Here is a 25,989-nt window from a genome sequence, read left to right on the forward strand (position 1 = left end):
TTGTTATTTTTAATGATATTGGGCATATTCAGGTTCGTTTTGGAAAACCCAATCATAATATTGGCGACCTGACAATTGAGAGGCTGCCGCTTCATCAACCAGAATCCTACATGCAGAATGAAGCTGTAGTGCAGACGCACTAATCATCGAAGTGATAGGTCCCTCAACTGCCTTTGCCAAAATTGATGCTTTGCTTTCTCCTAAGGCAACCAATAGGATTGACCGCGCTTCCAAAATCGTACCAACACCCATGGTCATTGCACGACTGGGAACCTTTTCCGGATCTCCTCCAAACATTTCTGCATTTTGTTGACGTGTATGAGGGGTTAAGCTTTTATCCCTGGTTCGTGACATTAACGCGGACAAGGGTTCATTAAAACCAATATGACCGGTTTCACCAATACCTAACAATTGAAGATCTATTCCGCCCACTTTACGAATTTCTTTTTCATAACGTTTACCTTCAGAATGCACATCCTGTGCCATACCGTTTGGAACATGTGTATTTTTCAAATCAATATTCACATGCCTGAATAAATGATAATCCATATAGCTACGATAAGAATTGGGGTCTTCTGCGGACAAACCAATATATTCATCTAGATTGAAAGAATGACATCCGGAAAAGTCCAGCCCTTCATTTTTATGCATCTGGACCAAAATTGCATAAATCCGTTCCATGGTTCGACCCGTTGCCAGTCCTAAAACAATCTTTTGTTTTTCTTTGATTTTCTGGGCAATAAAAGTTGCCGCCAACTGTGCTGTTTTCTCTGCATCTGGGCGAATAATGACTTCCATTAATGTACTTCCTTATTTTTATATGCTTGAAGCGCCAGATAATAGGCACCATCTAAAGATTGACCTTGAGCAGGAATAATATGTTCACGCACTTTTGGAGATAATCGAGATAAGAAAATATTTGCCAGTCCCCCTAATAAACACAGAGGAAGATCCGCATATTCGTCTTTTAGTAATGCCAAAGCCAAATCAGATATAATTTCCGCTGCTTTATCCAAGAATAAACTTGCGTCAGAACATCCAGTTTCCGCTTGCTCAATCAGCCATGGAACCAAAGAACCAAATTTTTGTGGTTGCGCTCTTACTGCCCACAACATTGGATCCTCTCCCTGCCGCTTTAAATGGTTATATAATTTTCTGCTTAAATCGGTTTCCGGCTTACGTCCCTCTATACGTTGCAACATGTCAGATATCAATTGCAATCCCAGCCAGGCTCCACCTCCCTGATCATCCTGCGGAAAACCCCAGCCGCTTAATTTTTTATGTTTATCATTGAAAATGGCATAGGCCACTGTCCCTGTTCCAATGGCAATAACCGCGCCATTTTTACCTTTATGCGCACCTAGACATGATGTATGAGCATCTGTTTCAAAAATAAATTTTTCAAAACCTGTGCATAATTTCCTAAAATTTTCACGGGCAACAGGAACCTCTGCACCGGCCAGACCAGCACCTCCATATAAATTAACATCCTCTGGTGTAATATCCAATTGTTTTAAACTGTTATCCAGAGTTTCTTTAATAGAAAACCAGCTTTCTTGCGTGTTACTCGCAATATTCGCTGGCCCCCCTTTATTTTCTAATAAAAATTTTCCATCAGCTGTAAAAATTTGTATGATGGATTTAGTGGCTCCACCATCAATACTGATTAATAAATCTTGTTTTTTTTTCATAGTCACCCAATCTAGATTATTCGTCGATTAAGCAAATAAAAAATTTAACAAATAAAAAAAATTTATTTACTTTATAAGCACCTCATTTATTAATTAATTATTAACTTTTAAAATTCCAATAGAAGATAATAAATACGTTTCATTATTCTGGTTTAATTTTTCGATTTTCTTTACATCCATAAAGAATATAATGCTGAACAGGGTTAATACCTGCCGCTTTCACATCAGGATAGGTTTCCAGATAAAAATCCTGATCAAATTCACGAATAATGTCCCATTCTTTTAAATGAACTATTTGACTTTTATCTTTTAAATCATTCAGGAATTCCTGTTTTTGATTTCGTGAAAACCAGGGGTACCGGAAAAGCGGCTCCTCTTTTAGGTCATTTAACGTTTTTTCATTATTTCTTGCTTCTTCTGGGGAACCTGTTGAGGGAATGGGCATCAATTTTAATCCACTATCCATAACCGCATAAACGATGGAATTATCTTCCCTGATAATTCCCCCAAATCCAGATTTAACATATCTTGTTGAATAATCCGTATGTTCATGTCCATAACGCCCAAAACGGTTATCCATATAACCGACCAGGGGAAAAGCCTCCCTGCTGACCGTGATACATGAACCCGCAATTAGTGGGGATATGCCCGGATTCTGCGCATTACAATCACCATAAAGCAATTTGTCCTTCCATTCTGGAACGACAAAGGTGACATGTCCATGAATTTGGGCTGCCTTTGCCCATTCCACATCCCATCCATACATCGTTGGGAAAATATCATCATCCAGTAAAATAAACATATCGGCTTGCGTATAGTTGGCCAAGTAGTAAATCCCCCTGTTTTTATTCCAGGCGATACCCTTGTTCTTTCCCGTGATGTAATTTATTTTTTCCCTGTTTAAAACATCAACCGTTTCATCTGTTGAACCATCGTCACATACAATCAGTTCATATTCATTCAAGGAAAACTTTTGGATCAGGCGTATTTGTTCTATTAAATATTCAATCCGGTTAAATGTAGTTATTGCAATACCAATTTTCATAAAATTATCAACTTCACAAAATTAAATTCATTAAAATAACCCTCAATTCTGGTGTAATTGACACTCAACAGGCTTTAATGCTGGTTAAGGGTTTCATAACTAATTATTAACTTTTTTCTGCCAACCTCTCAAATAATTAATTTTGTTGTGTAATAATTTTACAAATTCTGGTTTGCCTGCCAATTTCCCGAACAGCATTTTGTCTCCCGCATATTCCGCAACGGGGTCCCCTGCCTTGAACATTTCGTGAACAGCTTGCTGATCCATAATACCATCTTGATATTGATAGGGAATTAGATCCTTTACATAATTTTCCAGGAAAACAAAAAATAATGCCGGTAAAACGGCAGTTGCATCAGGTGTTTTACCCCGATCGTAACATTCGGTTAAGGTGGGTGTAATAAACCCCGGGATTTTGGAAAAACTGTCTGCAGCCACGCGTTGATTCGTATCTTTTATATACGGATTACTAAAACGATCCAATACAACATCCCTGTATCTGGCCAAATCAAGGGGACTTGGTGTCAGACAAGGGATAACGTCCTCTGTAACATAATTCCATGCCATTTTCCTGATCTCAGCATTGGCCACATCCTCATGAATAAAGGAGAGCCCTGCCAAGGTTCCCGCCCAAGCGACACAACTGTGACTTGAATTCAGGATACGAATTTTTGCCTCTTCCCATGGATCAACCGATTTTACCATTTCAACCCCGACTTTCTCAAGTTCGGGGCGACCATCGATAAAATGATCCTCGATAACCCATTGAATGAATGATTCCGCCATAACGGGGGCGGCATCCCTGAAATGCGTGGCCCCATATACCCGTTCCGGTAAATCGGCTGAGGGACGGGGGGTGATACGATCCACCATAGTATTTGGAGAGGAAGTGTTTTTCCTTACCCATTCCAGCAACTGGTCTTCCCGAGACAGTTTCAGGAATTCGATAAACCCGTTTCTGAAACGTTCCCCATTGTGACGTAAATTATCACAACTTAACAGGGTGACAGGTTGGCCACCCTTTCTAATTCTTTCCTTTAGAATTGCCTTTAAGGCACCATAAATCGTGCAGATTTCACCCTTGAGTTCAGACTGGATATCCCTGCTGCTCTTATCAAGCTGATGATTGGTATCCAGGTAATATCCACCTTCTGTAACGGTAAAAGCAATAATTTTTGTTTCAGGCCTGATCCCCTGTTCAACAAGGCCTTGCATTTTATCATCATAGGGCAGGATTTTTTGAATAGATGTGATTTTTTCATAATCTCGTTCACCTTTTGGGGTGACGGTTTCCAATATATACTGACCATCCTGTTTTGACAGGGCGTCCAACAACGGAGCCGTATCCTTGCGTATCCCCCCAGCCGCCACAATCCATTTTTCCCTGGTATTTTCCTGTAACAAACGATGAAGATACCATGCCTGATGGGCACGCTGAAAAGAACCAATACCAATATGCATCCATATATTTGTCATGACTGAACCCCTTGAGATGATTGTACCTAATATTGCAGGATCATTGTGAATGAAATTATGTTCTGTATTAAAACATATTATATAACCAATTGAAATAATTAATAAATATTTTAGACAATGCGAATCATAATCAATTGACCGATTATTAATAAATTAATTGATTTATCAAAATAATTTGATGGAATGGAACGATATTTACCAACAATGTTATTTCAAAAAGGTAAGAAAATTTAATAATTTTGATTATTTGTTAATTTCTTTTTAGTATTCATCATTTAAAATGACCTCGGCATTACAGAATTTACTGGAACAATTCCGTCATGCAACGCAAACGGAACGGGATAAGGGAACCAGTTTTGAAAACCTGATGATCAAGTATTTCAAAACTGAACCGGCTTATAAAAATAAATACAAAGATATTTTACCCTATTCTGACTGGGTGTCCTGTTATGGAAAGATCCTGAACATCACAGATAAAAAGGACACGGGTATTGATTTGGTCGGGGTCACTTTGAATAATGAACTTCATGCCTTTCAATGCAAAAACTATGATCCGGACAGGACAATCAGCAAAAATGACATAGACAGCTTCTTTACCGCTTCGGGCAAGAAATATTTTACCTATCGCTATATCATATCCACGACTGACAAATGGACAGAAAATGCTGAAAATGCCCTGGAAAATCAGAATCCCCCGGTCAGCAAGATCGATCTGCATCACTTGGAACAGAGTGTTATTGACTGGTCAAAATACTTGCATGAAGAAAAACCGGTTTTAAAACCCAAGAAAAAGCTGCTTGATCATCAGGCGTCCGCCCTGGAAGCCGTGCAACATGGCCTGAAAACCGCGGATCGCGGCAAACTGATCATGGCATGTGGTACAGGAAAAACATTTACCTCGCTAAAAATTGCCGAAACCATGGCAGGTAAGGGGAAAACCGTATTATTTCTGGTTCCAAGCCTTTCCCTGCTCAGTCAGAGCCTTACAGAATGGACGCAAGAGAGTGCCATTGGAATAAACAGTTTCGCGGTATGTTCAGACAGTGATGTAGGCAAGAAACATGCCAGGGAGGATGACCGTGTCATTGCGGGAATCAGTGATTTGCAATATCCGGCAACAACCCATGCCGAAAGTTTGAAAAAAGCGTTTCACGTGGCCCTTGATAATAATCCCGAAGCCATGACGGTCATTTTTTCAACCTATCATTCCATCGAGGTTCTTAACCAGGCGCAACAGGATGAAAACGCCATTCCGGCATTCGATCTGGTCATCTGTGATGAAGCACACCGTACGACGGGTGCAACATATGAGGGGGATGATGAATCCGCATTTGTCAGAATTCATGACAATGAATATATTCTTGGAAAAAAACGTTTATACATGACCGCAACCCCCCGGATTTATGCCGAAGCCAGCAAGAAAAAGGCCAGGGATGAATCTATTGTCGTCTATTCAATGGATGATCCGGCTATCTATGGTGAGGATTTATATGTCATCACATTTTCCCAGGCCGTATCACGGAGCTTGCTGGTTGATTACAAAGTCATCGTTCTGGCCGTGGAGGAAAGCCACATCAACAGACGCCTGCAAGAATTGCTGAAGGATCAGGATAATGCCTTGAAGGTTGATGATGCGGCAAAAATCGTTGGTTGCTGGAAAGCCCTGTCTAAACAGGGTCTGTATGAAAATCCCGATAATTCGGCGGATCCCATGCAACGCGCCGTTGCCTTTTGCCAGGTCATTGAGGCAACCTATAAAGGCAGGACACACAAAGTCAGTTCCAAACTAATCGCCGAGATGTTTGGCAAGGTTGTTGAACAATATCAACATCACGAAACCGAAGAACGTTCAAAAGAAAATCCTGACGCACTTCCGGACAGGGCCTTGAGCATGACTTGCGAGGCAGAACATATTGATGGGGGAATGAACGCGGGGGAAAAGGAAACGAAACTGGAATGGCTGAAATCCGAAATACCAGAAAATACCTGTCGCATACTGTCAAATGTCCGATGCCTGTCCGAAGGGGTAGATGTTCCGGCACTGGATGCCGTTCTTTTCCTGACATCCCGTTCATCCCAGGTGGACGTGGTTCAATCCGTTGGCCGGGTTATGCGCAAGGCACCCGGAAAAAAGTTGGGATATGTCATACTGCCCATTGTCATACCGGCAGGAATTGAGCCTGAAAAGGCACTGGATGACAATCAGACCTATCGTGTTGTATGGCAGGTTCTTAATGCCCTCCGTTCCCATGATGACCGTTTTGACGCAACCATCAACAAGCTGGAATTCAATGGAAAGGCCCCCTCAAGAATAGAGGTGATCGCTGTTGCCGACAAGATCAGCCCCAAAAGACAAAAGCAAACCAGATCTCAGGAATTAGTGGCCAGGGCGAGAAAAAGCCATATTATTGGCCAGGCTTCCCAACCCGCATCGAACCGGCAGGGAGACCTGGTCTTTGAGGTTGGGGAAATTGAACGGGCCCTCTATGCCAAAATCGTTAAAAAATGTGGAAACCGGCATCACTGGGAGGACTGGGCAAATGATGTCGCCAAAATTGCCCAAACCCATATCGATCGCATCCAGCACATTCTGGACAACCCGAAAAATCATCAGGCCATTCATCTTTTCAACGAATTTGCCAACGAGTTGCGGGACGATATCAACCCAAATCTCGATGATCATGAAATCATTGAAATGCTGGCCCAGCATATGGTCACAAAACCTGTCTTTGACGCCCTGTTCGGACATTACCGGTTTACCGAGCACAATCCCATTTCAAAGGCAATGCAGAAAATCCTTGAACAGCTGGACAGGGAGAAACTGGACAAGGAACGTGCAACCCTGCAGGCCTTTTACGAATCCGTAAAAATGCGTGCCACGGGCATTGACAGCGCACAGGGCAGACAGCGCATCATCATCGAGCTATATGACAAATTCTTTCGCAATGCCTTTCCACGCATGACCGAAAGGCTGGGAATTGTCTACACACCGGTTGAGGTGGTGGATTTCATCATCCACAGCATCGAGCATGTCCTGAAAACCGAATTTGGCAGCAGTCTCGCCGAACCCAATGTCCATATTCTTGAGCCCTTTGCAGGTACCGGAACCTTCATCACAAGGATGCTGCAAAGCGGCATTATCACAAAGGACAAACTACCCCACAAATATAAACGTGAAATCCATGCCAATGAGATTGTCCTGCTGGCCTATTATATCGCCACGATCAATATTGAATCAACCTATCACAGTATAATGACGCAACAAAACGATACTGACAAAACAGAAAAGAAAGAAGGGGGATATACATCCTTTGCCGGAATCTGTCTGGCCGACACGTTCGAAATGGCGAAAGGCAGGCAAAAGGATATCGGGAAGGATATCCTGCTAAAGGAAAACAATGAACGGGTTTCCCGTCAGCAGGCGCTTGACATTCAGGTTATCATGAGCAATCCGCCCTATTCCGCTGGGCAGGAATCCGCCAATGACAATAATGCCAATCTTTCCTATCCAGACCTGGATGAAAGAATTCGTGAAACCTATGCCAAATATTCAACGGCAACCAATAAAAACGCGTTGTATGACAGTTACATAAGGGCCATCCGCTGGGCATCGGATCGAATCATGGAATGCGGTGTTCTCGGATTTGTCAGCAATGCCAGCTTTATCGACAGCAACACTGGTGATGGTTTGAGAAAATGTCTGGCTGAAGAATTCACCAGCCTTTATATTTTTCATTTACGCGGTAATACAAGAACTGCAAGTGAAACAGCACGAAAAGAAGGGGGACAAATTTTTGGTTCAGGCAGTCGTGCCCCCATTGCCATTTCAATTCTGGTTAAAAACCCCAATAAAAACCAGAGGGGACAAATATATTTCCATGATATTGGAGATTACCTCACCCGTCAGCAAAAACTGGAAACAATACGGAAATTCGGCAATATCGATGGAATCACCCGACACAATGGCTGGATCAATATTGTTCCTGACCGGTTCAATGACTGGATCAATCAGCGTGATCCCGATTTCAATACCCATATCTCCATGGGTGATAAAAAGGATAGGCAGACAATAAGCATATTTGACAACTATTCTCGTGGCGTTGCAACAAGTAGAGATGCCTGGGTTTATAATGCCTCATCCAAAAAATTGATTGCCAATATCCAAAATTCCATTCAGTTCTACAATGACGAGGTTGATCGCTATCTTGCCCAACCCCAATCCACCAAAATTATAAAGGCTGAAGATTTCGTCATTTTTGATTCAACCAGGTTTTCATGGGGAGTTGATAATAAAAAAAATTTAGAAAAAGGAAAAAAATATAAATTTGATTCTTCCTCCCTGTATAAATCCCTATATCGTCCCTTCACGAAATCTTATTTGTATTTTAATAAATATTTCAATGAAAGACGTTATCAAATGCCACAGATTTTTCCAACTGCACAGACTGATAATCGAGTTATCAGTATTACAGGTTTGGGAGTTACAAAAAAATTCAGCTGTATAATATGCAATGTTATTCCAGATGTACAATTACAAGCCAACGGCCAGTGTTTTCCCCTATATCTCTATGACATTTCCCCCCGTGAAAATGATTTGTTGGAAAAGGAAACACCCAAAAGACGGGACGCCATCACCAATGATGCCCTAAAACATTTTCAGGCCGCCTATCCCGATCAGGCCATTACCAGGGAGGATATTTTCTATTACATTTACGGCCTGCTTCACAGTGAAGATTACCGCAGCCGTTATGAGGACAATCTGACCAAGGAGCTTCCCCGTATTCCCCGTGTCAAGTCATTTGATGATTTTACCGCCTTCACACAGGCGGGACGCATGCTTGCCGACCTGCACCTGAATTATGAAACTGTTGACTGTTACACCAGGGTTGAAATTGATGGGTTAACCCTTACCCCATCAGGAATTGTCGGGGGGAAAGACCATGAATTTCACGTTAACAAAATGAGATTTCCCCAAAGAAACCAGAAAACGGAAGTCATTTACAATGACTGTTTCACCATCAGAAACATACCTGAGGAGGCCTATGACTATATCGTAAATGGAAAATCGGCCCTGGAATGGGTTATGGAACGCCAATCCGTTACAACAGACAAAAAAACAGGCATTGCCAATGATGCCAACGACTGGGCCATTGAAACCATGCATGATCCAAAATATCCGCTTGAACTATTTCTTCGTGTCATCACTGTCAGTCTGGCAACAAGCAAAATTGTCAATGCCTTGCCTAAACTGAAACTGTAACAGTCAACAGAAATGATATTCAAGGAACTATCCTCATATATCATTCCGAAACCAATTGTAATGCGGATAGAATGTTATCGTTGAAACTTGTTTCTTAAGAAAGCGAATTTAATAATTCAAAATATTGTACCCACTTTTTATCACATAGTCTGTCATGAACTGGCAAGAACATGATAGGTAAATATGGATTTTTTTAGGAAAAACAAGGTATCTGTCAGGAATTGGCAATATCCAACCCGTTTAAATGGTGGAGCCAAGGGGAATCGAACCCCTGACCTTCTGAATGCCATTCAGACGCTCTCCCAACTGAGCTATGGCCCCTTTTGAAAAAAATATATAACGGTTAAACCTGTAGATGGCAAGTTAAAAATGGTAACTTTTAATTTTTATCAAATGATGAAAAATTCAGACAATATTCCGGCTTTCTTTGATTAATCTCCACTTCAGGAAAGATATTCAAAACAAAATCCGAACATATCTATCATCCGAACAGCAATTATTGATTGAACCAACAACAAACATCCCGGATTTCATCAATTATTCAGGTTTGGTCGCAAAAGCGATCGCAAAACGGTTCCAGGCATTGATAACATTAATGGTAACCGTCAACTCGACAATTTCCTGATCATCAAAATGTTTTCTGACCTGACTGTAAATTTCATCAGGAGCATGTTTTTCCGATACAAGCGTCAGTGTTTCCGTCCATAATAAGGCAGCCTGTTCCCGTTCATTGAAATAGGATGTCTCCCGCCAGGCACTGAGGGTCAAGATCCGTTTCAAATCCTCGCCCGCAGCCAGGGCATCCTTGGTATGGATATCAATGCAGAAAGCGCAGCCATTAATCTGGGAAGCCCTTATCTTTACCAATTCCCTCAATGAAACGGGAAGGATTGACTTTTTTGAAGCCTCTTCCAAATTCCACATGGCCTTCATCATTTCAGGAGCAGCCTTAAAATAATTCAGTCGTTTTTCTACCATCTCAAATTCTCTTTCTAAAATAAATTTTGGTTTCCCATAATAAAGAATACCTATTATAAGATGTATTTACAATGAATTTTATTCTCGGTTTTTCCAAATCGATTCTGACAATTTTTCATCTGATTTTATGATTGGGGTACAATGAGGTACATGGGGATTAAATTTCAAGAAAAACAGTTAGGTACTGAGTACCGGGGATTGTACCCTTTTTTATTTTTCAGTGAGTTGTACACAGGATTGGTTTAACAATATCTGGATAACCTAAATTTATTTAATGAATTCAACCTGTTAAAAACTGTACACTCTGTTGGAAAAATGGGGTACATTTTTTAAATAACGGGTACCACAGTACTAACAGGATTTATAAACAAACATTAAAAAATTTAAATTTTCTTTTTATTTTAAAGGACATGAAAAAGAAAAAAAATTTTGATACTGTTTTATCAAGACGAAAAAGAAAGAATATGAATGTTAAAATCTGAAAAAAAATTGATGAAAGTTCTGAAAGGGGAAAAAATATGGCCACCCCCTTTATGGATGATGCGACAGGCAGGAAGATTTTTACCTGAATTTCGAAAATTAAGGGAACAGGCTGATTTTCTTACACGTTGTCTGACACCTGATCTTGCCGCTGAAATAACATTGCAACCCATAAGACGTTTTGCTTTTGACACCGCCATCCTTTTTTCAGATATTTTAATCCTGCCATGGGCGATGGGACAAAAATTACAGTTTGTTGAAGGAAAAGGCCCCATTTTACACCCTATTCATTCGGAGGAGGATCTGAAAAAACTCCATCCGGAACAGATTGATAAAAAAATTGAACCGGTCCTGATCACCCTGCAAAATCTGAATAAATTGCTTAATAGCGGTGAATCGATTGGAAAAGCCTTACCTGGATCGGTAACCCTGATGGGATTTACAGGATCGCCTTTTACAGTTGCCTGTTACATGGTTGAAGGTAAATCCTCGAAAGATTTTTCAACTGTGTTTAAAATGATTTATCAAAATCCTGACTTGTTTGATAAGATCATTGATCTTCTTGCAGAAACAACAGCAACCTATCTTTGTCATCAAGTAAGGGCCGGTGCCGAAGCCATTATGCTTTTTGACAGTTGGGCAGGTCTGCTCCCTTCAACCCTGTTTCAGCGTTATGTCATTGATCCCACCCGACAAATCATTGACAGAATCAGACAGGTCTATCCTCTGGTCCCGATTATCGGTTTTCCGCGGTTGGCCGGGGCACAACTGCTAACCTATATTGAACGGACAGGTTTAAATACGGTTGGAGTGGATCAGTATAACGATATATCCTTTTTAAACCGTCAGGTATCCCCCACAGTTGGATTCCAGGGTAATCTTGATCCCTTGTGTCTGTTATATGGCGGGAACATGCTTCAGAAGGAAATTTATCGCTTATGTCATGAATTGAAAAACAGGCCACATATTTTTAACCTAGGTCATGGAATATTACCTGCAACCCCTATTGAACATGTCGAAGAATTGGTTAACACTGTACATAATTTGAAATAATTGGGAGATTGGGAATGGACGATAGAATAAAACAGGTCATTCAACAGGCACCGCAGGCAGTTCATACTAATGGATCTTTAAAACTGGTTATTTTTGATTGCGATGGTGTTCTGGTTGAAAGTGAGCATATTGTGGCAGAAATTATGGGAAAGGAAGCTCGTCAATACGGATGGAACATAACCGATAAACAGGCCCGTGAAGAATTTACCGGAGTGCAAATGGTGGATATCGGAAAAAAGATAGCCAAGCATGCAAAAAGGAATTTACCGGATAACTGGGCTGAGGAAGCACATAAAAAGGTTGTCGAGGGCATGTTCGGCAATGTGGAAAAAATTCCTGGCGTTGAATCAATTCTGCAAACCCTACATGATTTGAAAATACCTTATCGTGTCGGCTCGAATTCCTCACAGGAGGAAATGAAAACAAAATTTGAGAAAACCGGATTGATGAAGTGGTTTCCCAAGGATCGTATTCATTCTGCTTATGAGGTTAGAAATTCAAAGCCTTTTCCTGACCTTTATTTGTATGCTGCTGAAAAAGAGGGGGTTAACCCTGATGAATGTCTGGTTATCGAAGATTCTGATACAGGTTTAAAAGCTGCCTATGATGCGGGGATGGCCTGTATGTTATTGAGGGATTTAAATAAAGCAGCACCAAATTATAAAGGGGTCATCCGTGTTGATTCTCTTCAGAAAGCTACTGATATCATAAAGGAAATTGTTCAATCTCAGCATAACAGGGAACATTAGTAATGATGTCCTCTCTATTGCCTTATGTCCTGTGGATAAAAGCTTTGCATGTCATTTCAGTTATTGCCTGGATGGCAGGTCAGTTTTACTTGCCCCGGTTATTTGTCTATCATTGTCAGGTAAACAAAGAAACAGATGAAAATGAAAGATTTAAAATAATGGAGTATAAATTGCTTCGTTATATTATTAATCCTGCAATGATGGCGGCTTTTTTATTTGGAATTTTATTGGCCTTGACTCCTGGGATCATTGATTGGCATGCAAAATGGTGGGTGGTTAAGCTGGTGGCTTTATTGATCTTAACAGGATATCATGGGTTTTGTTCACGTTGGCGTCGGCAATTTGCTGCAAATAACAATCATCATTCTGAAAAATTTTATCGCTGGATGAATGAGATTCCTACAATATTAATGATTATTATTGTTATCATGGTTATTGTGCAGCCTTTTTAATATTTTAAAAATATTTTTAATTACAGCAATTGTTACAAATATAAATTGTAACAATTGCTGTTCATACAGGATCAGTCCTTAATCATTATCTTTCTGGGAAGCGTTACAACTGACCCATTGATAGGATTTTGGAGAGGATTTGTTATAGGATAACATGAACTGATTTTTTTCTTTTTGACAGATATTGTTTTGTTTTAGCAAACCAAGAACAGTTGAATATTCTTTCTCGCAGGTTTCCCTATCATTTTTTTCCTCTTTGCATTTTCTAGCCAGTGCAGCCTGTTGTCTGAATAAGGGATATAGATCTGGAGGAACGATATTGGGTATATCCATTGTCGTGAATTCGTCAATTTTTGAGGAAAATGGAGGGGGAAGAATAATGTAATGATCTTTGGCGAAATTTTCCATTTCATTTATTGCCTTATTGATTCCCTTCAGGGGAATAGTGTAATTTTTTTGTTCATCAACAATTAATGTGAATATTTTTTGTTGTTTCAGATTATTGATAAATTGAACGGTACTAATAGGTTCCAGGACAGTTTTGTAAGTGCCTGTTTCCTCTTTCTTTAGTTCACAGGTAAAATCACCAACATCTAGTTCAATAACGGGTTGATTGCTCCGTAATTTGTTAAGGGTAATGGAAATTCTTAATGAATAGCTGTAAGGATGCAATCTTATTGCAAGATCATTATTCTGTCCGGTATAAGTTAACCAGGTTCGAGTGTAATTTCTGGTTAGCGACCAGTTTTCATAATGATCTTCTTGAATAAAAAAAGGATCCTTTGCATTGGTTTTTGCAATGAAGCTATTGCAAATAATCATAAGAAATATAAAAATGTATAAAAATTTTTTTAACATAGAATTTCCTTTAAAAAATAACAAAAAGAATGAAATATATCAGGATTTTAATAATATTATAAAAAATATAGAGTAATTAATCTTTATATTTTAAAAAATATTTGTTAATTAAAGTTATTATTGTAATATAAATTAATGTTATTAATTGTTTTTTCTTTCCTTCGTAAATATATAAAGGTGAATACTACGATACAATTCTAAACTTATTATTGAGAAAGTTGCAAAATGACCAATACACGAATTCCCACATATTTACATATTGTAAGCACAATCGGAATTCTTACGGCATGTTTTATGTATGTATCTTATATTCCTCAAATTATCAATAATCTTAATGGTCATCCAACTCCACCTTATCAGCCCGCTGTGGCTGCCTTAAACTGTATACTGTGGGTATGGTATGCTGTACGTGTCAAAAACTGGCCCGTAGCGATCGCGAATGCTCCTGGAATTTTATTTGGAATTATCGCTGCGATTACTGCATTGTTTTATCAATAAAATAATTTTTCGAACTAATTTTCGTAATAGAAAACTTGCAATAATTCTAAGGTAAAGAATAAAAATGTTAGAAAAAGATCAAATTCCCAAATACATTCATATTGTGGGTTGGATAGCCACCATAACAGCATGTTGTATGTATGTTTCATATGTTTTTCAGATTATTGATAATCTTCATGGTCAAATTACACCTCCTTATCAACCGGCTGTGGCTGCTGTAAATGGTGCATTATGGGTTTGGTACGCTGTTAAAATCAAAGACTGGCCCGTGGCAATCTCAAACGCTCCAGGTATTGTTTTTGGTGCGATTGCTTGTATAACTGCAATACAATTCTGATCATCACATGAATTCTTGATTATATTGCTTTGTATATCTATTAAACAGCAAAGCAATATAACGTTTAAATATTAAAATTATTATAAAAAAGTATTGGCAAATATATATGGAAAATTACGAAAGTAAATCTATAATAACAATAAATTGAATTGATAATAATTCTTTAACCTTATGGATAAAGGATTATTTTTATGAATACAGAAAAGCCTTTATTTGGTTTTATGATGGTTCCTTTGATTTGGGGATATATTGCAATTGCGATATTTATGGCCGGGGATGGATTTGAGGCCGCTTTTTTATCGAAATATATAACTGATATAGGATTTTCTGAAGCACAGTCAGGTTTTGTCTTTACTGTCTATGGGTTAATGGTTGCCTTGTCCGCATGGTGTTCTGGGGTTGTTGCGGAAATTATTACTCCACAAAAAGCGATGTTTGCAGGATTTGCCATTTGGGCAGCCATGCATATATTCTTCATGATATTTGGCCTCACCTATCACAATTATTGGATGATGGTGATTTTTTATGGCATTCGAGGACTTGGCTATCCTTTGTTTCTATATTCTTTTGTTGTGCTTGTTATTTACAATGTTGATAAATTGCAAATTTCTAATGCAATGGGATGGTTTTGGGCGGCATATTCTGTTGGGTTTGGTGTTATAGGTGGTTTTTTGCCAGGATTTATAAATCCGGTGATTGGGGAATACAATACTTTATGGATGTCTCTGGGTTGGGTTATTGTCGGTGGACTGATTGCATTAATTACGTTGCATAATGCAAGGACCAACAAGGAAAAAGCCAATCTGACTTTTAAAGAGAAAACAGCTGAATTAGGTCAGGCAATTACCATCTTATTCAGAAACAAGAATATATTTATGGCTGCGCTGGTTCGTATCATTAATACGACACCTTTATTTGGATTTTCTGTTGTAATGCCTTGGTTTTTAGTTGGAAAAACATCCCAGGATCATGGATTGGGATTTTCTAAAACTGAATGGCAAAATATCTGGACACTATTTTTGTTTGTTACGATTTTTACAAATATTTTATGGGGTATTTTGGCAGATTATATTGGTTGGTTACGGCAATTACGCTGGGTTGGTTGTATTGGTGGTGTTTTTGCCTGTTTCAGTTTTTATTACATTCCAATAACATATGGTCATAATATTTGGATGGCAATGATACCGGCAACTTTGTTTGGAATTACGGTTGCTTCTTTTATGCCTATGACTGCTATTTTTACAACTCTGGAACCGCATCATAAAGGGGCGGCTGTTTCAATATATAATTTGTCAGCCGGATTGAGCAATTTTCTTGGTCCGGCTATTGCCACTACAGCGGTACCTTTCTTGGGGGTTGGGGGAGCAATCGGAATTTATATGGGACTATATGTTTTTGCCGCCTTATTAACGTTATTGATTAAAGTGAAACAGCCTTCAAAAGAGGAAAGAGTCAAATTTCAAGAAAATGGAACTGAACCAGAATATGATCAGATTATTTTGGAAAATTAGATTATGATAAAACAAAACTGTCAGTAATATTTATTTTGACAGTTTTTGTAATTAATTTATATAATTCTCGTTATCAATATTTAATGTCTGGCCAGATATATAATTTGAGTCAGAAGATGCCAGAAATAAGGTCGCTCCCATAAAATTTTCTGGCAATTCCATTCGTCCCAGGGGGAGCAGCCTGAAATGACAGATTGATAATTTTTCCATCTTCATTTTGTTCTACCATTTGTTTGGCAACAGTTTGCATAAGAAAAAAATGATTCTTTTACATTAACGGTAAATAATTGATCAAAGACATCCCATGATTCATCCAATAAAGGTCGCATGTCAAAAATTCCTGTGCCATTAAATAAAATATCAACTTTATTAAGGTTTTGGAAAGTGGTTGACAGAATTTGTTGTATATCTTCTTTTTTTACTGACACCGCTACTTGTTCCTGTAATAGTGGCTGTTTTGCCTTTGAGTTTCGTAAAACTACCTTTTTTTGAAATAGATATTTTATTTATAGGCAATATAATAGTGTTTTAGTTTATTTTTATTTGATTTTATAAATAAGGATTTACAAAATCAATTATATTTAATTGATACCAATAGTCTGACCACCATCCACAATCATGGCATGACCAGTAGTAAAGGCAGCTTCTTTGGAACTAAGCCATAATACAGCAGCAGCGATTTCCTCAGGTCTACCAAGACGGCCAATAGGTTCTTGAGCAATTACACGAGCTTTTCCTTCAGGCGTACCACCACTGAATCGCTCAATCATTGGCGTGTCAATAATACCAGGACAAATGGCATTGATCCGAATGTTTGATTTTGCATAATCAAGTGCGGCACATTTGGTAAGACCGATAATACCAAATTTAGTCGCGGCATAAGCAGCTTGCCCTTTAATACCAATAATGCCTGCACTGGAAGAAGTATTAACGATTGATCCCCCATCATTCCTAAGCATAACTGGAATAAGATATTTCATACATAAGAAAACACCATTTAGGTTTATATTAATATAATGGTACCAATCGTCTTCTGTAACTTCACCAATCGGTCCAACAGGTTGTTCAACACCAGCATTATTAAATGCTAGATCAATATGACCAAACGTGGCAACTGCACGATCGACAGTATTTTTTATCTGTTTGCTATTTCTTACATCAGCAGTAATAGCCAAGGCATGTTGCCCAATTTTTTCAATAAGGTTTACGGTTTCCTCCAACCTAAATTCGTCCAGATCCACTAAAATTATATTTGCTCCTTCTCTTGCAAAAGCAAGGGCTGTGGCCTTACCAATACCTCCTGCTGCACCTGTAATAAAGGCAACTTTATCAGTAAAACGTTTATTTTGATTTATAGTCATTTTTTAATTCCTTTTTCCTAGTAGCAATTTAATGAAAATTATTATTTATTCTTTTGTTTAGGGAATCAGTACAGTGGCTTTTGTGAGTTTGCGTGATTCAAGTCGCTGATGGGCTTCAGCAGCGTGTGCCAAAGATAACTGAAAAGGTGATTGAATTTTTACAATATTATTCGAAACAATATCAAAAAACTCTTTACTCATGGAAAGCACGTCGGAACGTTTGGAAAGATATGTTGTTAAGCCAGGCCAAGTTGCATAAAGCGATCCTTTTTCTAATAAAGTTAGAATATCAAAAGGCGGAATAAGTCCTGAAGAAAAGCCAAAACTAACAAAACAACCAAAAGGACGCAGGCAATCCAGTGAACCAGGAAAGGTTTTTTTACCAATACTATCATAAACAACATGACATCCCTGACCATGAGTGATGGTTTTAACTTGTGTCACAAAATCACATTCATTATAGTTTATTACATAGTCACAACCATTTTGTTTGGCAATTCTGATTTTTTCCGAAGAACCAACGGTACCGATAATAATTGCTCCAAGATGTTTGGCCCATTGTGTAAGGATACGTCCAACACCACCTGCCGCCGCATGCACTAAAAGAATATGGTTGGCCTTAACTTGAAAGGTTTGTCGGATTAAAAACCGGGCTGTTAATCCTTTGAGTAAGGATGCGGCTGCGGTTTCATAAGAGATGTTATCAGGCAAGGGTACAAGAAAATGTACAGGAACAATTGTTTGTTCTGCATAAGCACCCAAGGTTTCGATATAAGCTACTCGATCCCCAACAGAAAAATCTTTTACTCCCTCACCAATGGCAATAATATCGCCAGCCCCCTCTTTACCTGGAATAAATGGAAGTGGTGTATTGAAAATCCCTTTTCTTAAATAAATATCGACAAAATTGACTCCAATTGCTCGATTACGGATAAGAACCTCTCCAGCTTTGGGGTGAATAATAGGTATCTCTTCATAATTTAAAACATTTGGATCACCATAATTATGAATTTGTATGGCTTTCATTATCTGTATTCCTAGATTTGTAAATGTATTTTCAATTCGTGTCGTAGATTTTTTAATAAAATCAATAGAATGGATGATTTAAAAATTGCGGATGGATTTAATTATAAAGGGAATAGATTAACGTGATTAGATTTAATAAATTTTATGTGGTTATGAGAAAAAATCACAAATAAAAATATTGAATTTCAAGATCATCTGTATGAATTTCTTGATATTGATTCAAATTTTTCAAGTAAACTGTTAATAGAAATTGATTTAATCTCTATATCGAATAGCTTGGATAAAATTAGAAAAGGCTAACGACATATTTCTACGATTGGGATAATATAGGTGAAATCCTTGGAAAACAGGGCACCAATCATTCAATGTCTCTTGTAATTGACCATTGTGTAAATAAGGTGCAGCAAGTGGTTGGGGAATAAAGGCCAAACCTATTCCATCAAGGGCACTATTCAACATTTGTAAACTGCTATTTAAAATGAGAGGCCCATTAACTTTGACCGTGAATTTTTCATTATGTTTTCTGAATTCCCAGGCATAAATGTTTCCGGAATTATTATGTCGAATATTGATGCATTTATGATGGATCAATTCATATGGGGTTGTTGGAAATGAATTTTGTTGAAAATAATCAGGAGACCCGACTACAGCCATGCGCCAATTGGTTCCTATACGAACAGCAATCATATCTTTGTCTATGGAATTTACAAGACGAATACCGGCATCAAATTTATGTTCTATAATATTTATAAATTCATAATTGATATGTAATTCTAAGATAATATCAGGGTATTGTATAAAAAAATCTTTTAAAAGAGGTCTTAGACACATTTCAATAGAATCATCAGTACAAGTTATTCTTATAGTACCTACTGGTTTACCACGTAATTCATTGAGCTTTTCAAGTTCCAAATTTATTTGATTTAAATGAAATCCAACCGATGTTATTAATTGTTCACCAATTTTGGTTGGAGAAACATTGCGTGTCGTTCTGGCGAGTAATCGTAAACCAAGTTGTTCTTCAAGATCTTTGATTATATGGCTTAAAGCTGATGGAGTTATTCCTAATTCAGCTGCAGCTTTTGTAAAGCTTTTATTTCGTGCTACGGCCAAAAATGATTGCAATGCATTAAGTGTCGTTTTTTTCATTTTATTGTCATAGGTTTGAAAAAATAAGAATATTAAATTGAAGAATAAATTTTAAAGTTTGGTTAGAAATTAAAGAATTATTTCATATATATAGTGTATTCGAATTTCCATTCGAAACAATTTCAAATTTTGTATACAAGGAAAACCTGTAATAAATTTTATCTTTAAAAGATAAAAAATTATATGGTACTAGAATACTTCATTGATTGTTTGAACAGTTTTGAAATTAAGATAATGAGCTATGCAGTAAAAGAAATTTTTCTTACCTTGCAGGGAGAAGGCTATTTTGCAGGCAGGACAGCGGTTTTTTGCCGTTTCTCCGGTTGTAACTTGTGGTCCGGACAGGAAAAAGACCGAGCTACTGCGATTTGTCAGTTTTGTGATACAGATTTTGTCGGAATGGATGGTTCTGGTGGTGGACGATTTGAAGATGCAAATTCGTTGGCCATAGCTATTGAAAAACATTGGGGAGAAAGGGACACTTCCTATCGTTTTGTTGTTTTTACCGGAGGGGAACCTTTGTTGCAGCTAGATAAATCCTTGATTGATGTTCTGAAGAAAAAAGGTTTTTTTATTGCTGTTGAGACAAATGGAACGATGCCTGTACCAAAAGGGGTGGATTGGATTTGTGTAAGTCCCAAACAAGGGGCTGCCCTAATGCAAATGCATGGGGATGAATTGAAATTAGTGTATCCACAAGAAGCGATGAATCCCCAGAAATTTGAATCATTATCTTTTAAGAGTTTTCGTTTGCAGCCTAGGGATGATGAGCAGAGAGATAAACATTTGCGTCAGGCAATCCAATACTGTCAGGATAATCCAAAATGGTACCTTTCATTGCAAACACATAAATTAATAGGAATTCCATAATGAAAAAAACAGCAGATTTTTCAGAAGGGGCCCTGGTTTTATTTTCGGGAGGCCAGGATTCAACAACCTGTTTGGCCTGGGCTTTGACACATTTCCCAATTGTCGAGACGCTAGGATTTGATTATGGACAACGTCATTTTGTGGAAATGGAATGCCGTTCGGTAATTCGCGAAAAGATCTTGAATATTCAACCGGAATGGAAAGAGCGTCTTGGAGAGGATCATATTTTGAAATTATCAGATTTGGGAGCGATTTCTGATACATCCTTAACGCGGGAAACCGAAATTGAATGGAATAAGCAGGGATTACCTTCGACCTTTGTTCCTGGAAGGAATTTACTTTTTTTAACTTATGCCGCGATTATTGCAAACAGAAGAAATTTGCGGCATTTGGTTGGTGGCATGTGTGAAACAGATTTTTCAGGATATCCTGATTGTCGGGACGATACGTTAAAAGCTTTGCAGGTTGCGCTTAATCTGGGAATGAATACGCGATTTGTTTTGCATACACCATTAATGTGGCTTGACAAGGCTGCAGAATGGAAATTGGCTGAAACTTTGGGAAATGATTCACTTATTGAATTAATCAATAAGGAAACGCATAGTTGTTATTTGGGCGATCGTACCCATTATCATGAATGGGGATATGGTTGTGGTCATTGTCCTGCCTGCGAATTACGTCAGGCTGGATGGGAGACCTATTTGCGGCAAAAGGAAATGTTTGGTGTTTGATTTGGTTTTTACTCGTCGTTATTCTATGGGGCATCGTTTGATTCACGGGGCTGGAGATATTTGTGCCACACCGCATGGGCATAATGAAGAGGTGAGCGTTTATTTAAAGGCTCATGAAGCGGAAAGACTGGATGGTTCTGCAAATATGGTCCTTCCTTTCTATTATGCAAAAAAGAAATGGCATCAATTTGTGGATGGTTCCATAGATCATTCTTTTCAGCTTTCAGAAGATGATCCCCTTTTGCCCTGGTTTATCAAAAATGAACCAAAACGTGTAAGGCATTTAGTCGTGACACCAGGTGATCCAACAACTGAATTAATGGCTTGTTTATTAATGATCAAGGTCAATAAAATTTTGGATGCAGAAAAAACCGGCTTATATTGTTTTAAAATCGATATCAAGGAAACCCCGACAAATACGGTCAGTTTTTCGGGCAATCCTTTTGATTTTGTTCCCCAATCGGAAAATGGACAAGGTCATTGGTGGGAACGGCCGGATATGTCAATTTCTGATTTGGAAATCTAGAGGGTGAGTTGATATAATATCGTGTGACGACTGGTACAATCTTCCAGTTCCATTGTTGTCGGAATATTATATTCATGAATAGGGAAAAGTTCTTCTTTGGGTAAATAATTACGTCCAGGATCTGCAATAATGACCTGTGCACCGGTGGCGGCACATTTTTTTAGCCAGGGCCAGATATGCCTGGTCATCGGGGCTTCATAACAAACGTCACCACAAAGAATTAGATCCCATTGACAGGGTAGTCCAACAATATTTTTGGAATTTTTATCTAGAAGAATATGATTGGCCTTTGCATTTGATGCACATGCTTGCTGTGCCAGAGGGTCAATATCTGCGACTTCAATAAATTGCGCGTTGTTTTTGCCCGCTGCAATGGCGGCAATTCCACATCCTGCTGCAAAATCCAGGACTTTTTTCTGTTTAACAAATCGAGGATGATCTATAATATACCGTGCGAGTGCTTTTCCTCCAGGCCAGGCAAAAGCCCAGAAAGGCGGTTCAATATTTTGCTCGGCAAGCCAGTTTTCAGTCGCTTGCCAAATAGGTGTAATATCACTGGCTTGATAAAGTGAAATTTCCGGAACAAAATCAACTTCTTTTAAAATGGTATAATCGGAAATAAATTTTTGGAATAGTGCCGGATTCATTGAAAAATATTTCCCATTAATAAAGCCAAGGCGATCAATATACCGGCATCACGATTGGATTTGAACAATATTAGGCAACAGGTTGGGTTGCATAAGTCAAAGTTTTTAAGCTGCCATATAAAATGGCTCAAGGGTAAGAGAAGGGCACAGAAAGAAACCCAGCTATTCTGATTTAAAATCATGGCAATCAATAACATTATGATACAAAAGCCATAATTTGTACCCACGAAAATCTTTCCTGCCTCCCCGGCCCATCGGGCGGTTGATTTGACACCAATTCGTTGATCATCTTCTATATCCTGATATCCGTAAATAGTATCAAAACCGATTTGCCAAAAAATAGTTGCGGTATATAACGCAAATTGGGACCAGGATAAACAGCCTGTAGCGGCGGTATATCCAAGGGGGGCACCAAATCCAAATGTAAATCCCAGAACAAGTTGTGGCCAGGCAAAAATTCTTTTTGCACCAGGATAGAGAGCAACAAGAATTAGGGAGGAAGCGCCCAAAAGCCATGAAAGCGGATTTAGCTGTAATAGAATGAGAAAACCAAGAGCCAAGAGAACAAGTAAAAAACAAACTGCTCTTTTTAGGGAAATTGTATTATTTGCAAGGGGCCTTTGTTGTGTTCTGGTAACCTGACGGTCAAAATCACGATCCCATATATCATTTACAACACAACCGGCGCTGCGCATGATGATACTGCCCAGCGCAAAAAGAAATATGAGTTTTAAGCGTATTGCCCAATTGATTTGATGGGGTAATAGGATTCCCCATAACCCCGGGATAAAGAGAAGCCAGTTTCCAATCGGGCGATCCAGTCTGGATAAGATGGCATAAGGTTTTAAGGAAGACGGTAAAAAATTAATCCAACTTGATACATTGATATCAGAATATGATGATTTTTGATTCACAGTTAATTCCAAAAGGTAAATTTGTGCCTGAATATCGAGGATGGTGTAAAAGCTTTATGGATTTTATAGTATAAAACTGTTTTTTTACTAGAAAAAGATTGTTTGAATATTTTGTTACAGAATGGTGGAATGAATGTCTTTTGTACCGCGTATCTATATTGATTTAGATCAATCTATAACATTGGTTGCAAATGAACCTTGTTATTTATCCGCTACAATTGTTCATTATCTAGGAAATGTTTTACGATTGAAAAAAGGTGGCAGAGTTATTTTGTTTAATAACCGAGATGGAGAGTGGATTGGTGAAATAGAGCATATATCCAAAAACAAAGGGGTTGTTCATCTGTTGGAGCAGGTAAGGTTACCCATTCTTGCTCATGGACCAACCTTGCTTTTTGCACCCTTGAAACGAGATGCAACAGATTTGGCTGTTCGTATGGCGACTGAATTGGGGGTCAGAATTATTCAGCCTGTTCAGACATTGCGAACAAACAGTCAAAGAATTAAAGATGAAAGGTTACTGGCTATCGCCAAAGAGGCTGCAGAACAAAGTAACCGTTTGACCATTCCCGAAATAAGGTCACTTTGTTCCCTATTCGAAATTTGTGATGTTTGGCCACAGGACAAGCCTTTGCTGATAGCGCTAGAGCGTGGAAATGAAAGAAAGATTGATGCAACTTTTCAACCATTATATAATGGAAACGAAGGGCTCCTTATTGGTCCCGAAGGAGGGTTTGATGAATGTGAAATCGAAAAATTACTTTCTTATAAATTTATACTTCCTATATCCTTGGGAAATCTTGTTTTAAAAGCGGAAACAGCTATTGCTGCAGGACTTGCAAAATTATTTCCTTATGTAAAAGCTTAATATAGTATAATAATTACTTCTTTTTTAAAAATGTAAATGTAGATAGATTGTATATGTCCAGTTTAATTGATCATGATCAGACTCTAGTAACTTCCGTAAAACAATTGGCTGATTATTTGGCCGGTGGATGTAAACCTGTTCAAAATTGGCGTATTGGTACTGAGCATGAAAAATTTGGATTCATTAATTCTCAGAATGATCGTGATTATTTATTCCCTCCCGCTTATAAACCGGATGGAATAGAGGATGTTTTAAAAAATATTCAAGATCAGCATGAAAGCTGGCAGCCGCTTTACGATATGAATAACCTTATCGGATTTAATGGTGACAGGGGTGCGATTTCCCTTGAACCGGCTGGACAATTTGAGCTATCTGGGGCGCCTGTTGAAACTCTGCATGAAACGCGCCGGGAAATGGATTTGCATTTTCAGGATATGCATCGTGCTGCTGACTCTTTGGCATTGGGATTTTCTCCTTTGGGATTTCATCCGTTTGCACGACGTGACCAAATGCCCTGGATGCCCAAAAAGCGATATGAAATTATGAAAGCCTATATGCCAAAGGTTGGAAAACTTGGCCTGGATATGATGACAAGAACTTGTACAGTTCAGGTCAACCTGGATTTTTCTTCAGAAAAAGACATGGCACGTAAAATGCGTGTATCTTTGGCTTTACAGCCCATATTTACCGCTCTATTTGCAAATTCACCCTTTTATGAAGGAAAACCGAGCGGGTTGCAGTCAATGCGTGCATATATCTGGACAGATACGGATAATCAGCGTGCAGGTATGCCCGATGTTTTTTTTGACGATCATTTTGGTTTTGAACACTATATCGAGTGGCTGTTGGATGTGCCGATGTATTTTGTCATTCGTCATGGTAAGATGATTGATGTTTCCGGGGCATCTTTTCGGGCATGGATACAGGGTAGAACACCTGCGGGTTTGGAGCATGAGAAACTGACCATGGGAGATTTTAAAAACCATATAACAGTTGCCTTTCCTGATGTCCGTTTGAAACAATATCTTGAAATGCGGGGTGCGGATGCAGGATCAAGGGAAATGATGATTGCAATGTCGGCTTTCTGGACGGGATTATTGTATGATTCTTCAACGTTGCTGGCTGTGGAAAAACTGGTCAGGGAACAGGAATGGTCTTTCTATAAAGCTTTAAGAAATAAAGTGATCGGACAGGGATTGTCAGCATCAATCGGTAGAGAAAACCTTAGGGAATTTATGAGGCGTCTTCTTCAGTTGGCTCAACAAGGATTGAAAAATCGCAATTTTAAGGATGAGAATGGTGATGATGAAACCAAGTATCTGATTCCCCTATTTGAAATTGCTGAGGGAGGTCCAACCCAGTCTGAATATTGGTTACACCGTTATGAAACGGTTTGGGGGGGAGATGTAAGGCGAATTATGAAAGAGTCTATGATTTAGGGAAGATAAAAAATTAATTTTATTGTTCTTTGAGTCATTAAGGTTGAATATTGTAAATTAATAAATTGAT

At 38.6% G+C, this 25,989-nt stretch carries 25 protein-coding genes and 1 tRNA gene; 12 read left to right on the forward strand and 14 right to left on the reverse strand.

Annotated features, from left to right (window positions below; translation table 11 throughout):
* Nucleotides 1-9: 9 nt before the first annotated feature.
* The 4 genes from nagB to dalD form a co-directional block, all read right to left on the reverse strand.
* Nucleotides 10-798, reverse strand: a complete 789-nt coding sequence (gene nagB / locus GM552_RS00065) for a glucosamine-6-phosphate deaminase (RefSeq protein ID WP_155564744.1) — start codon at nucleotides 796-798, stop codon at nucleotides 10-12.
* Complete coding sequence (locus GM552_RS00070; RefSeq protein WP_122124207.1) at nucleotides 798-1,691, reverse strand: BadF/BadG/BcrA/BcrD ATPase family protein; 894 nt, start codon at nucleotides 1,689-1,691, stop codon at nucleotides 798-800. The genes nagB and GM552_RS00070 overlap by 1 nt, the downstream gene beginning before the upstream one ends.
* 142 nt (nucleotides 1,692-1,833) lie before the next feature.
* Nucleotides 1,834-2,736, reverse strand: a complete 903-nt coding sequence (locus tag GM552_RS00075) for a glycosyltransferase family 2 protein (protein ID WP_155564745.1) — start codon at nucleotides 2,734-2,736, stop codon at nucleotides 1,834-1,836.
* 99 nt (nucleotides 2,737-2,835) lie between these two features.
* A complete protein-coding gene (gene dalD / locus GM552_RS00080; RefSeq protein ID WP_230882710.1) occupies nucleotides 2,836-4,212 on the reverse strand; it encodes a D-arabinitol 4-dehydrogenase in 1,377 nt (458 codons plus the stop codon).
* Between the two features lie 280 nt (nucleotides 4,213-4,492).
* Between dalD and GM552_RS00085 the strand changes: the two genes are divergently transcribed.
* The gene (locus tag GM552_RS00085; protein WP_155564746.1) at nucleotides 4,493-9,472 is read left to right on the forward strand and encodes a type ISP restriction/modification enzyme; all 4,980 of its coding nucleotides are present in this window, start codon (nucleotides 4,493-4,495) and stop codon (nucleotides 9,470-9,472) included.
* A 245-nt stretch (nucleotides 9,473-9,717) separates the two neighbouring features.
* Here GM552_RS00085 and GM552_RS00090 read toward each other — a convergent pair.
* Together GM552_RS00090 and GM552_RS00095 are read right to left on the reverse strand one after the other, a co-directional pair.
* A tRNA-Ala gene (locus tag GM552_RS00090) sits at nucleotides 9,718-9,793 on the reverse strand.
* A gap of 216 nt (nucleotides 9,794-10,009) precedes the next feature.
* The gene (locus GM552_RS00095) at nucleotides 10,010-10,450 is read right to left on the reverse strand and encodes a carboxymuconolactone decarboxylase family protein (RefSeq protein ID WP_155564747.1); all 441 of its coding nucleotides are present in this window, start codon (nucleotides 10,448-10,450) and stop codon (nucleotides 10,010-10,012) included.
* Between the two features lie 468 nt (nucleotides 10,451-10,918).
* On the opposite strand from GM552_RS00095, the gene hemE reads away from it, so the two are divergent.
* From hemE to hemJ, 3 genes are read left to right on the forward strand one after another with little or no spacing between them, the layout of a single operon-like run.
* A complete protein-coding gene (gene hemE, locus GM552_RS00100; RefSeq protein ID WP_155564748.1) occupies nucleotides 10,919-11,983 on the forward strand; it encodes a uroporphyrinogen decarboxylase in 1,065 nt (354 codons plus the stop codon).
* Nucleotides 11,984-11,997: 14 nt separating this feature from the next.
* A complete protein-coding gene (locus tag GM552_RS00105) occupies nucleotides 11,998-12,732 on the forward strand; it encodes an HAD family phosphatase (protein WP_155564749.1) in 735 nt (244 codons plus the stop codon).
* Nucleotides 12,733-12,734: 2 nt separating this feature from the next.
* Nucleotides 12,735-13,184: a protoporphyrinogen oxidase HemJ gene (hemJ, locus tag GM552_RS00110; RefSeq protein ID WP_110439218.1), complete on the forward strand. Its 450-nt coding sequence runs from the start codon at nucleotides 12,735-12,737 to the stop codon at nucleotides 13,182-13,184.
* Nucleotides 13,185-13,262: 78 nt separating this feature from the next.
* Here hemJ and GM552_RS00115 read toward each other — a convergent pair whose 3' ends face one another.
* Nucleotides 13,263-14,042, reverse strand: coding sequence for a hypothetical protein (locus GM552_RS00115; protein ID WP_155564750.1), 780 nt, complete (start codon nucleotides 14,040-14,042; stop codon nucleotides 13,263-13,265).
* Nucleotides 14,043-14,267: 225 nt separating this feature from the next.
* On the opposite strand from GM552_RS00115, the gene GM552_RS00120 reads away from it, so the two are divergent.
* From GM552_RS00120 to GM552_RS00130, 3 genes are all read left to right on the forward strand, one after another.
* A complete protein-coding gene (locus GM552_RS00120; protein ID WP_155564751.1) occupies nucleotides 14,268-14,540 on the forward strand; it encodes a hypothetical protein in 273 nt (90 codons plus the stop codon).
* 64 nt (nucleotides 14,541-14,604) lie between these two features.
* A complete protein-coding gene (locus GM552_RS00125; RefSeq protein WP_110439221.1) occupies nucleotides 14,605-14,877 on the forward strand; it encodes a hypothetical protein in 273 nt (90 codons plus the stop codon).
* Nucleotides 14,878-15,068: 191 nt separating this feature from the next.
* Complete coding sequence (locus GM552_RS00130) at nucleotides 15,069-16,388, forward strand: MFS transporter (protein ID WP_155564752.1); 1,320 nt, start codon at nucleotides 15,069-15,071, stop codon at nucleotides 16,386-16,388.
* 51 nt (nucleotides 16,389-16,439) lie between these two features.
* Here GM552_RS00130 and GM552_RS00135 read toward each other — a convergent pair whose 3' ends face one another.
* The 5 genes from GM552_RS00135 to GM552_RS00155 all read right to left on the reverse strand — a co-directional run bounded on the left by GM552_RS00135 (nucleotide 16,440) and on the right by GM552_RS00155 (nucleotide 19,924).
* On the reverse strand, nucleotides 16,440-16,604 hold the full coding sequence (locus GM552_RS00135; protein WP_155564753.1) for a hypothetical protein: 165 nt from the start codon (nucleotides 16,602-16,604) through the stop codon (nucleotides 16,440-16,442).
* A complete protein-coding gene (locus GM552_RS00140) occupies nucleotides 16,601-16,816 on the reverse strand; it encodes an SDR family NAD(P)-dependent oxidoreductase (protein WP_155564754.1) in 216 nt (71 codons plus the stop codon). The genes GM552_RS00135 and GM552_RS00140 overlap by 4 nt, the downstream gene beginning before the upstream one ends.
* Nucleotides 16,817-16,969: 153 nt before the next feature.
* Nucleotides 16,970-17,749, reverse strand: a complete 780-nt coding sequence (locus tag GM552_RS00145) for a glucose 1-dehydrogenase (protein ID WP_155564755.1) — start codon at nucleotides 17,747-17,749, stop codon at nucleotides 16,970-16,972.
* Between the two features lie 57 nt (nucleotides 17,750-17,806).
* Nucleotides 17,807-18,775 (reverse strand): quinone oxidoreductase, encoded by a 969-nt coding sequence (locus tag GM552_RS00150; RefSeq protein WP_155564756.1) that lies wholly within the window; start codon nucleotides 18,773-18,775, stop codon nucleotides 17,807-17,809.
* 255 nt (nucleotides 18,776-19,030) lie between these two features.
* On the reverse strand, nucleotides 19,031-19,924 hold the full coding sequence (locus GM552_RS00155) for a LysR family transcriptional regulator (RefSeq protein ID WP_155564757.1): 894 nt from the start codon (nucleotides 19,922-19,924) through the stop codon (nucleotides 19,031-19,033).
* A 234-nt stretch (nucleotides 19,925-20,158) separates the two neighbouring features.
* On the opposite strand from GM552_RS00155, the gene queE reads away from it, so the two are divergent.
* From queE to GM552_RS00170, 3 genes are read left to right on the forward strand one after another with little or no spacing between them, the layout of a single operon-like run.
* A complete protein-coding gene (gene queE / locus GM552_RS00160; RefSeq protein ID WP_155564758.1) occupies nucleotides 20,159-20,794 on the forward strand; it encodes a 7-carboxy-7-deazaguanine synthase in 636 nt (211 codons plus the stop codon).
* Entirely contained in the window at nucleotides 20,794-21,525 is a 732-nt protein-coding gene (gene queC, locus GM552_RS00165) for a 7-cyano-7-deazaguanine synthase QueC (RefSeq protein WP_155564759.1), read from the forward strand. The genes queE and queC overlap by 1 nt, the downstream gene beginning before the upstream one ends.
* Nucleotides 21,518-22,051: a 6-carboxytetrahydropterin synthase gene (locus tag GM552_RS00170; RefSeq protein ID WP_198197871.1), complete on the forward strand. Its 534-nt coding sequence runs from the start codon at nucleotides 21,518-21,520 to the stop codon at nucleotides 22,049-22,051. The genes queC and GM552_RS00170 overlap by 8 nt, the downstream gene beginning before the upstream one ends.
* Here the strand turns inward: GM552_RS00170 and GM552_RS00175 are convergent.
* Both GM552_RS00175 and ubiA read right to left on the reverse strand, forming a co-directional pair.
* Nucleotides 22,048-22,698 (reverse strand): methyltransferase, encoded by a 651-nt coding sequence (locus tag GM552_RS00175; RefSeq protein WP_155564761.1) that lies wholly within the window; start codon nucleotides 22,696-22,698, stop codon nucleotides 22,048-22,050. The genes GM552_RS00170 and GM552_RS00175 overlap by 4 nt on opposite strands.
* A complete protein-coding gene (ubiA, locus tag GM552_RS00180; protein WP_370533569.1) occupies nucleotides 22,695-23,612 on the reverse strand; it encodes a 4-hydroxybenzoate octaprenyltransferase in 918 nt (305 codons plus the stop codon). Before ubiA ends, GM552_RS00175 begins: the two co-directional genes overlap by 4 nt.
* A gap of 133 nt (nucleotides 23,613-23,745) precedes the next feature.
* Between ubiA and GM552_RS00185 the strand changes: the two genes are divergently transcribed.
* On the forward strand, nucleotides 23,746-24,480 hold the full coding sequence (locus GM552_RS00185) for a 16S rRNA (uracil(1498)-N(3))-methyltransferase (protein ID WP_155564763.1): 735 nt from the start codon (nucleotides 23,746-23,748) through the stop codon (nucleotides 24,478-24,480).
* A 53-nt stretch (nucleotides 24,481-24,533) separates the two neighbouring features.
* A complete protein-coding gene (locus tag GM552_RS00190; RefSeq protein WP_155564764.1) occupies nucleotides 24,534-25,919 on the forward strand; it encodes a glutamate--cysteine ligase in 1,386 nt (461 codons plus the stop codon).
* Nucleotides 25,920-25,989: the final 70 nt, after the last annotated feature.

This window comes from Commensalibacter sp. ESL0382 (genome assembly GCF_009725775.1).
GTDB classification, from domain to species: domain Bacteria; phylum Pseudomonadota; class Alphaproteobacteria; order Acetobacterales; family Acetobacteraceae; genus Commensalibacter; species Commensalibacter melissae.

Bases quoted from the DNA above. Each gene is read 5' to 3' on its own strand.
- nagB (WP_155564744.1), bottom strand. From the start codon at position 798: ATGGAAGTCATTATTCGCCCAGATGCAGAGAAAACAGCACAGTTGGCG.
- GM552_RS00070 (WP_122124207.1), bottom strand. From the start codon at position 1,691: ATGAAAAAAAAACAAGATTTATTAATCAGTATTGATGGTGGAGCCACT.
- GM552_RS00075 (WP_155564745.1), bottom strand. From the start codon at position 2,736: ATGAAAATTGGTATTGCAATAACTACATTTAACCGGATTGAATATTTA.
- dalD (WP_230882710.1), bottom strand. From the start codon at position 4,212: ATGACAAATATATGGATGCATATTGGTATTGGTTCTTTTCAGCGTGCC.
- GM552_RS00085 (WP_155564746.1), top strand. From the start codon at position 4,493: ATGACCTCGGCATTACAGAATTTACTGGAACAATTCCGTCATGCAACG.
- GM552_RS00095 (WP_155564747.1), bottom strand. From the start codon at position 10,450: ATGGTAGAAAAACGACTGAATTATTTTAAGGCTGCTCCTGAAATGATG.
- hemE (WP_155564748.1), top strand. From the start codon at position 10,919: ATGTTAAAATCTGAAAAAAAATTGATGAAAGTTCTGAAAGGGGAAAAA.
- GM552_RS00105 (WP_155564749.1), top strand. From the start codon at position 11,998: ATGGACGATAGAATAAAACAGGTCATTCAACAGGCACCGCAGGCAGTT.
- hemJ (WP_110439218.1), top strand. From the start codon at position 12,735: ATGATGTCCTCTCTATTGCCTTATGTCCTGTGGATAAAAGCTTTGCAT.
- GM552_RS00115 (WP_155564750.1), bottom strand. From the start codon at position 14,042: ATGTTAAAAAAATTTTTATACATTTTTATATTTCTTATGATTATTTGC.
- GM552_RS00120 (WP_155564751.1), top strand. From the start codon at position 14,268: ATGACCAATACACGAATTCCCACATATTTACATATTGTAAGCACAATC.
- GM552_RS00125 (WP_110439221.1), top strand. From the start codon at position 14,605: ATGTTAGAAAAAGATCAAATTCCCAAATACATTCATATTGTGGGTTGG.
- GM552_RS00130 (WP_155564752.1), top strand. From the start codon at position 15,069: ATGAATACAGAAAAGCCTTTATTTGGTTTTATGATGGTTCCTTTGATT.
- GM552_RS00135 (WP_155564753.1), bottom strand. From the start codon at position 16,604: ATGAAGATGGAAAAATTATCAATCTGTCATTTCAGGCTGCTCCCCCTG.
- GM552_RS00145 (WP_155564755.1), bottom strand. From the start codon at position 17,749: ATGACTATAAATCAAAATAAACGTTTTACTGATAAAGTTGCCTTTATT.
- GM552_RS00150 (WP_155564756.1), bottom strand. From the start codon at position 18,775: ATGAAAGCCATACAAATTCATAATTATGGTGATCCAAATGTTTTAAAT.
- GM552_RS00155 (WP_155564757.1), bottom strand. From the start codon at position 19,924: ATGAAAAAAACGACACTTAATGCATTGCAATCATTTTTGGCCGTAGCA.
- queE (WP_155564758.1), top strand. From the start codon at position 20,159: ATGAGCTATGCAGTAAAAGAAATTTTTCTTACCTTGCAGGGAGAAGGC.
- queC (WP_155564759.1), top strand. From the start codon at position 20,794: ATGAAAAAAACAGCAGATTTTTCAGAAGGGGCCCTGGTTTTATTTTCG.
- GM552_RS00175 (WP_155564761.1), bottom strand. From the start codon at position 22,698: ATGAATCCGGCACTATTCCAAAAATTTATTTCCGATTATACCATTTTA.
- GM552_RS00185 (WP_155564763.1), top strand. From the start codon at position 23,746: ATGTCTTTTGTACCGCGTATCTATATTGATTTAGATCAATCTATAACA.
- GM552_RS00190 (WP_155564764.1), top strand. From the start codon at position 24,534: ATGTCCAGTTTAATTGATCATGATCAGACTCTAGTAACTTCCGTAAAA.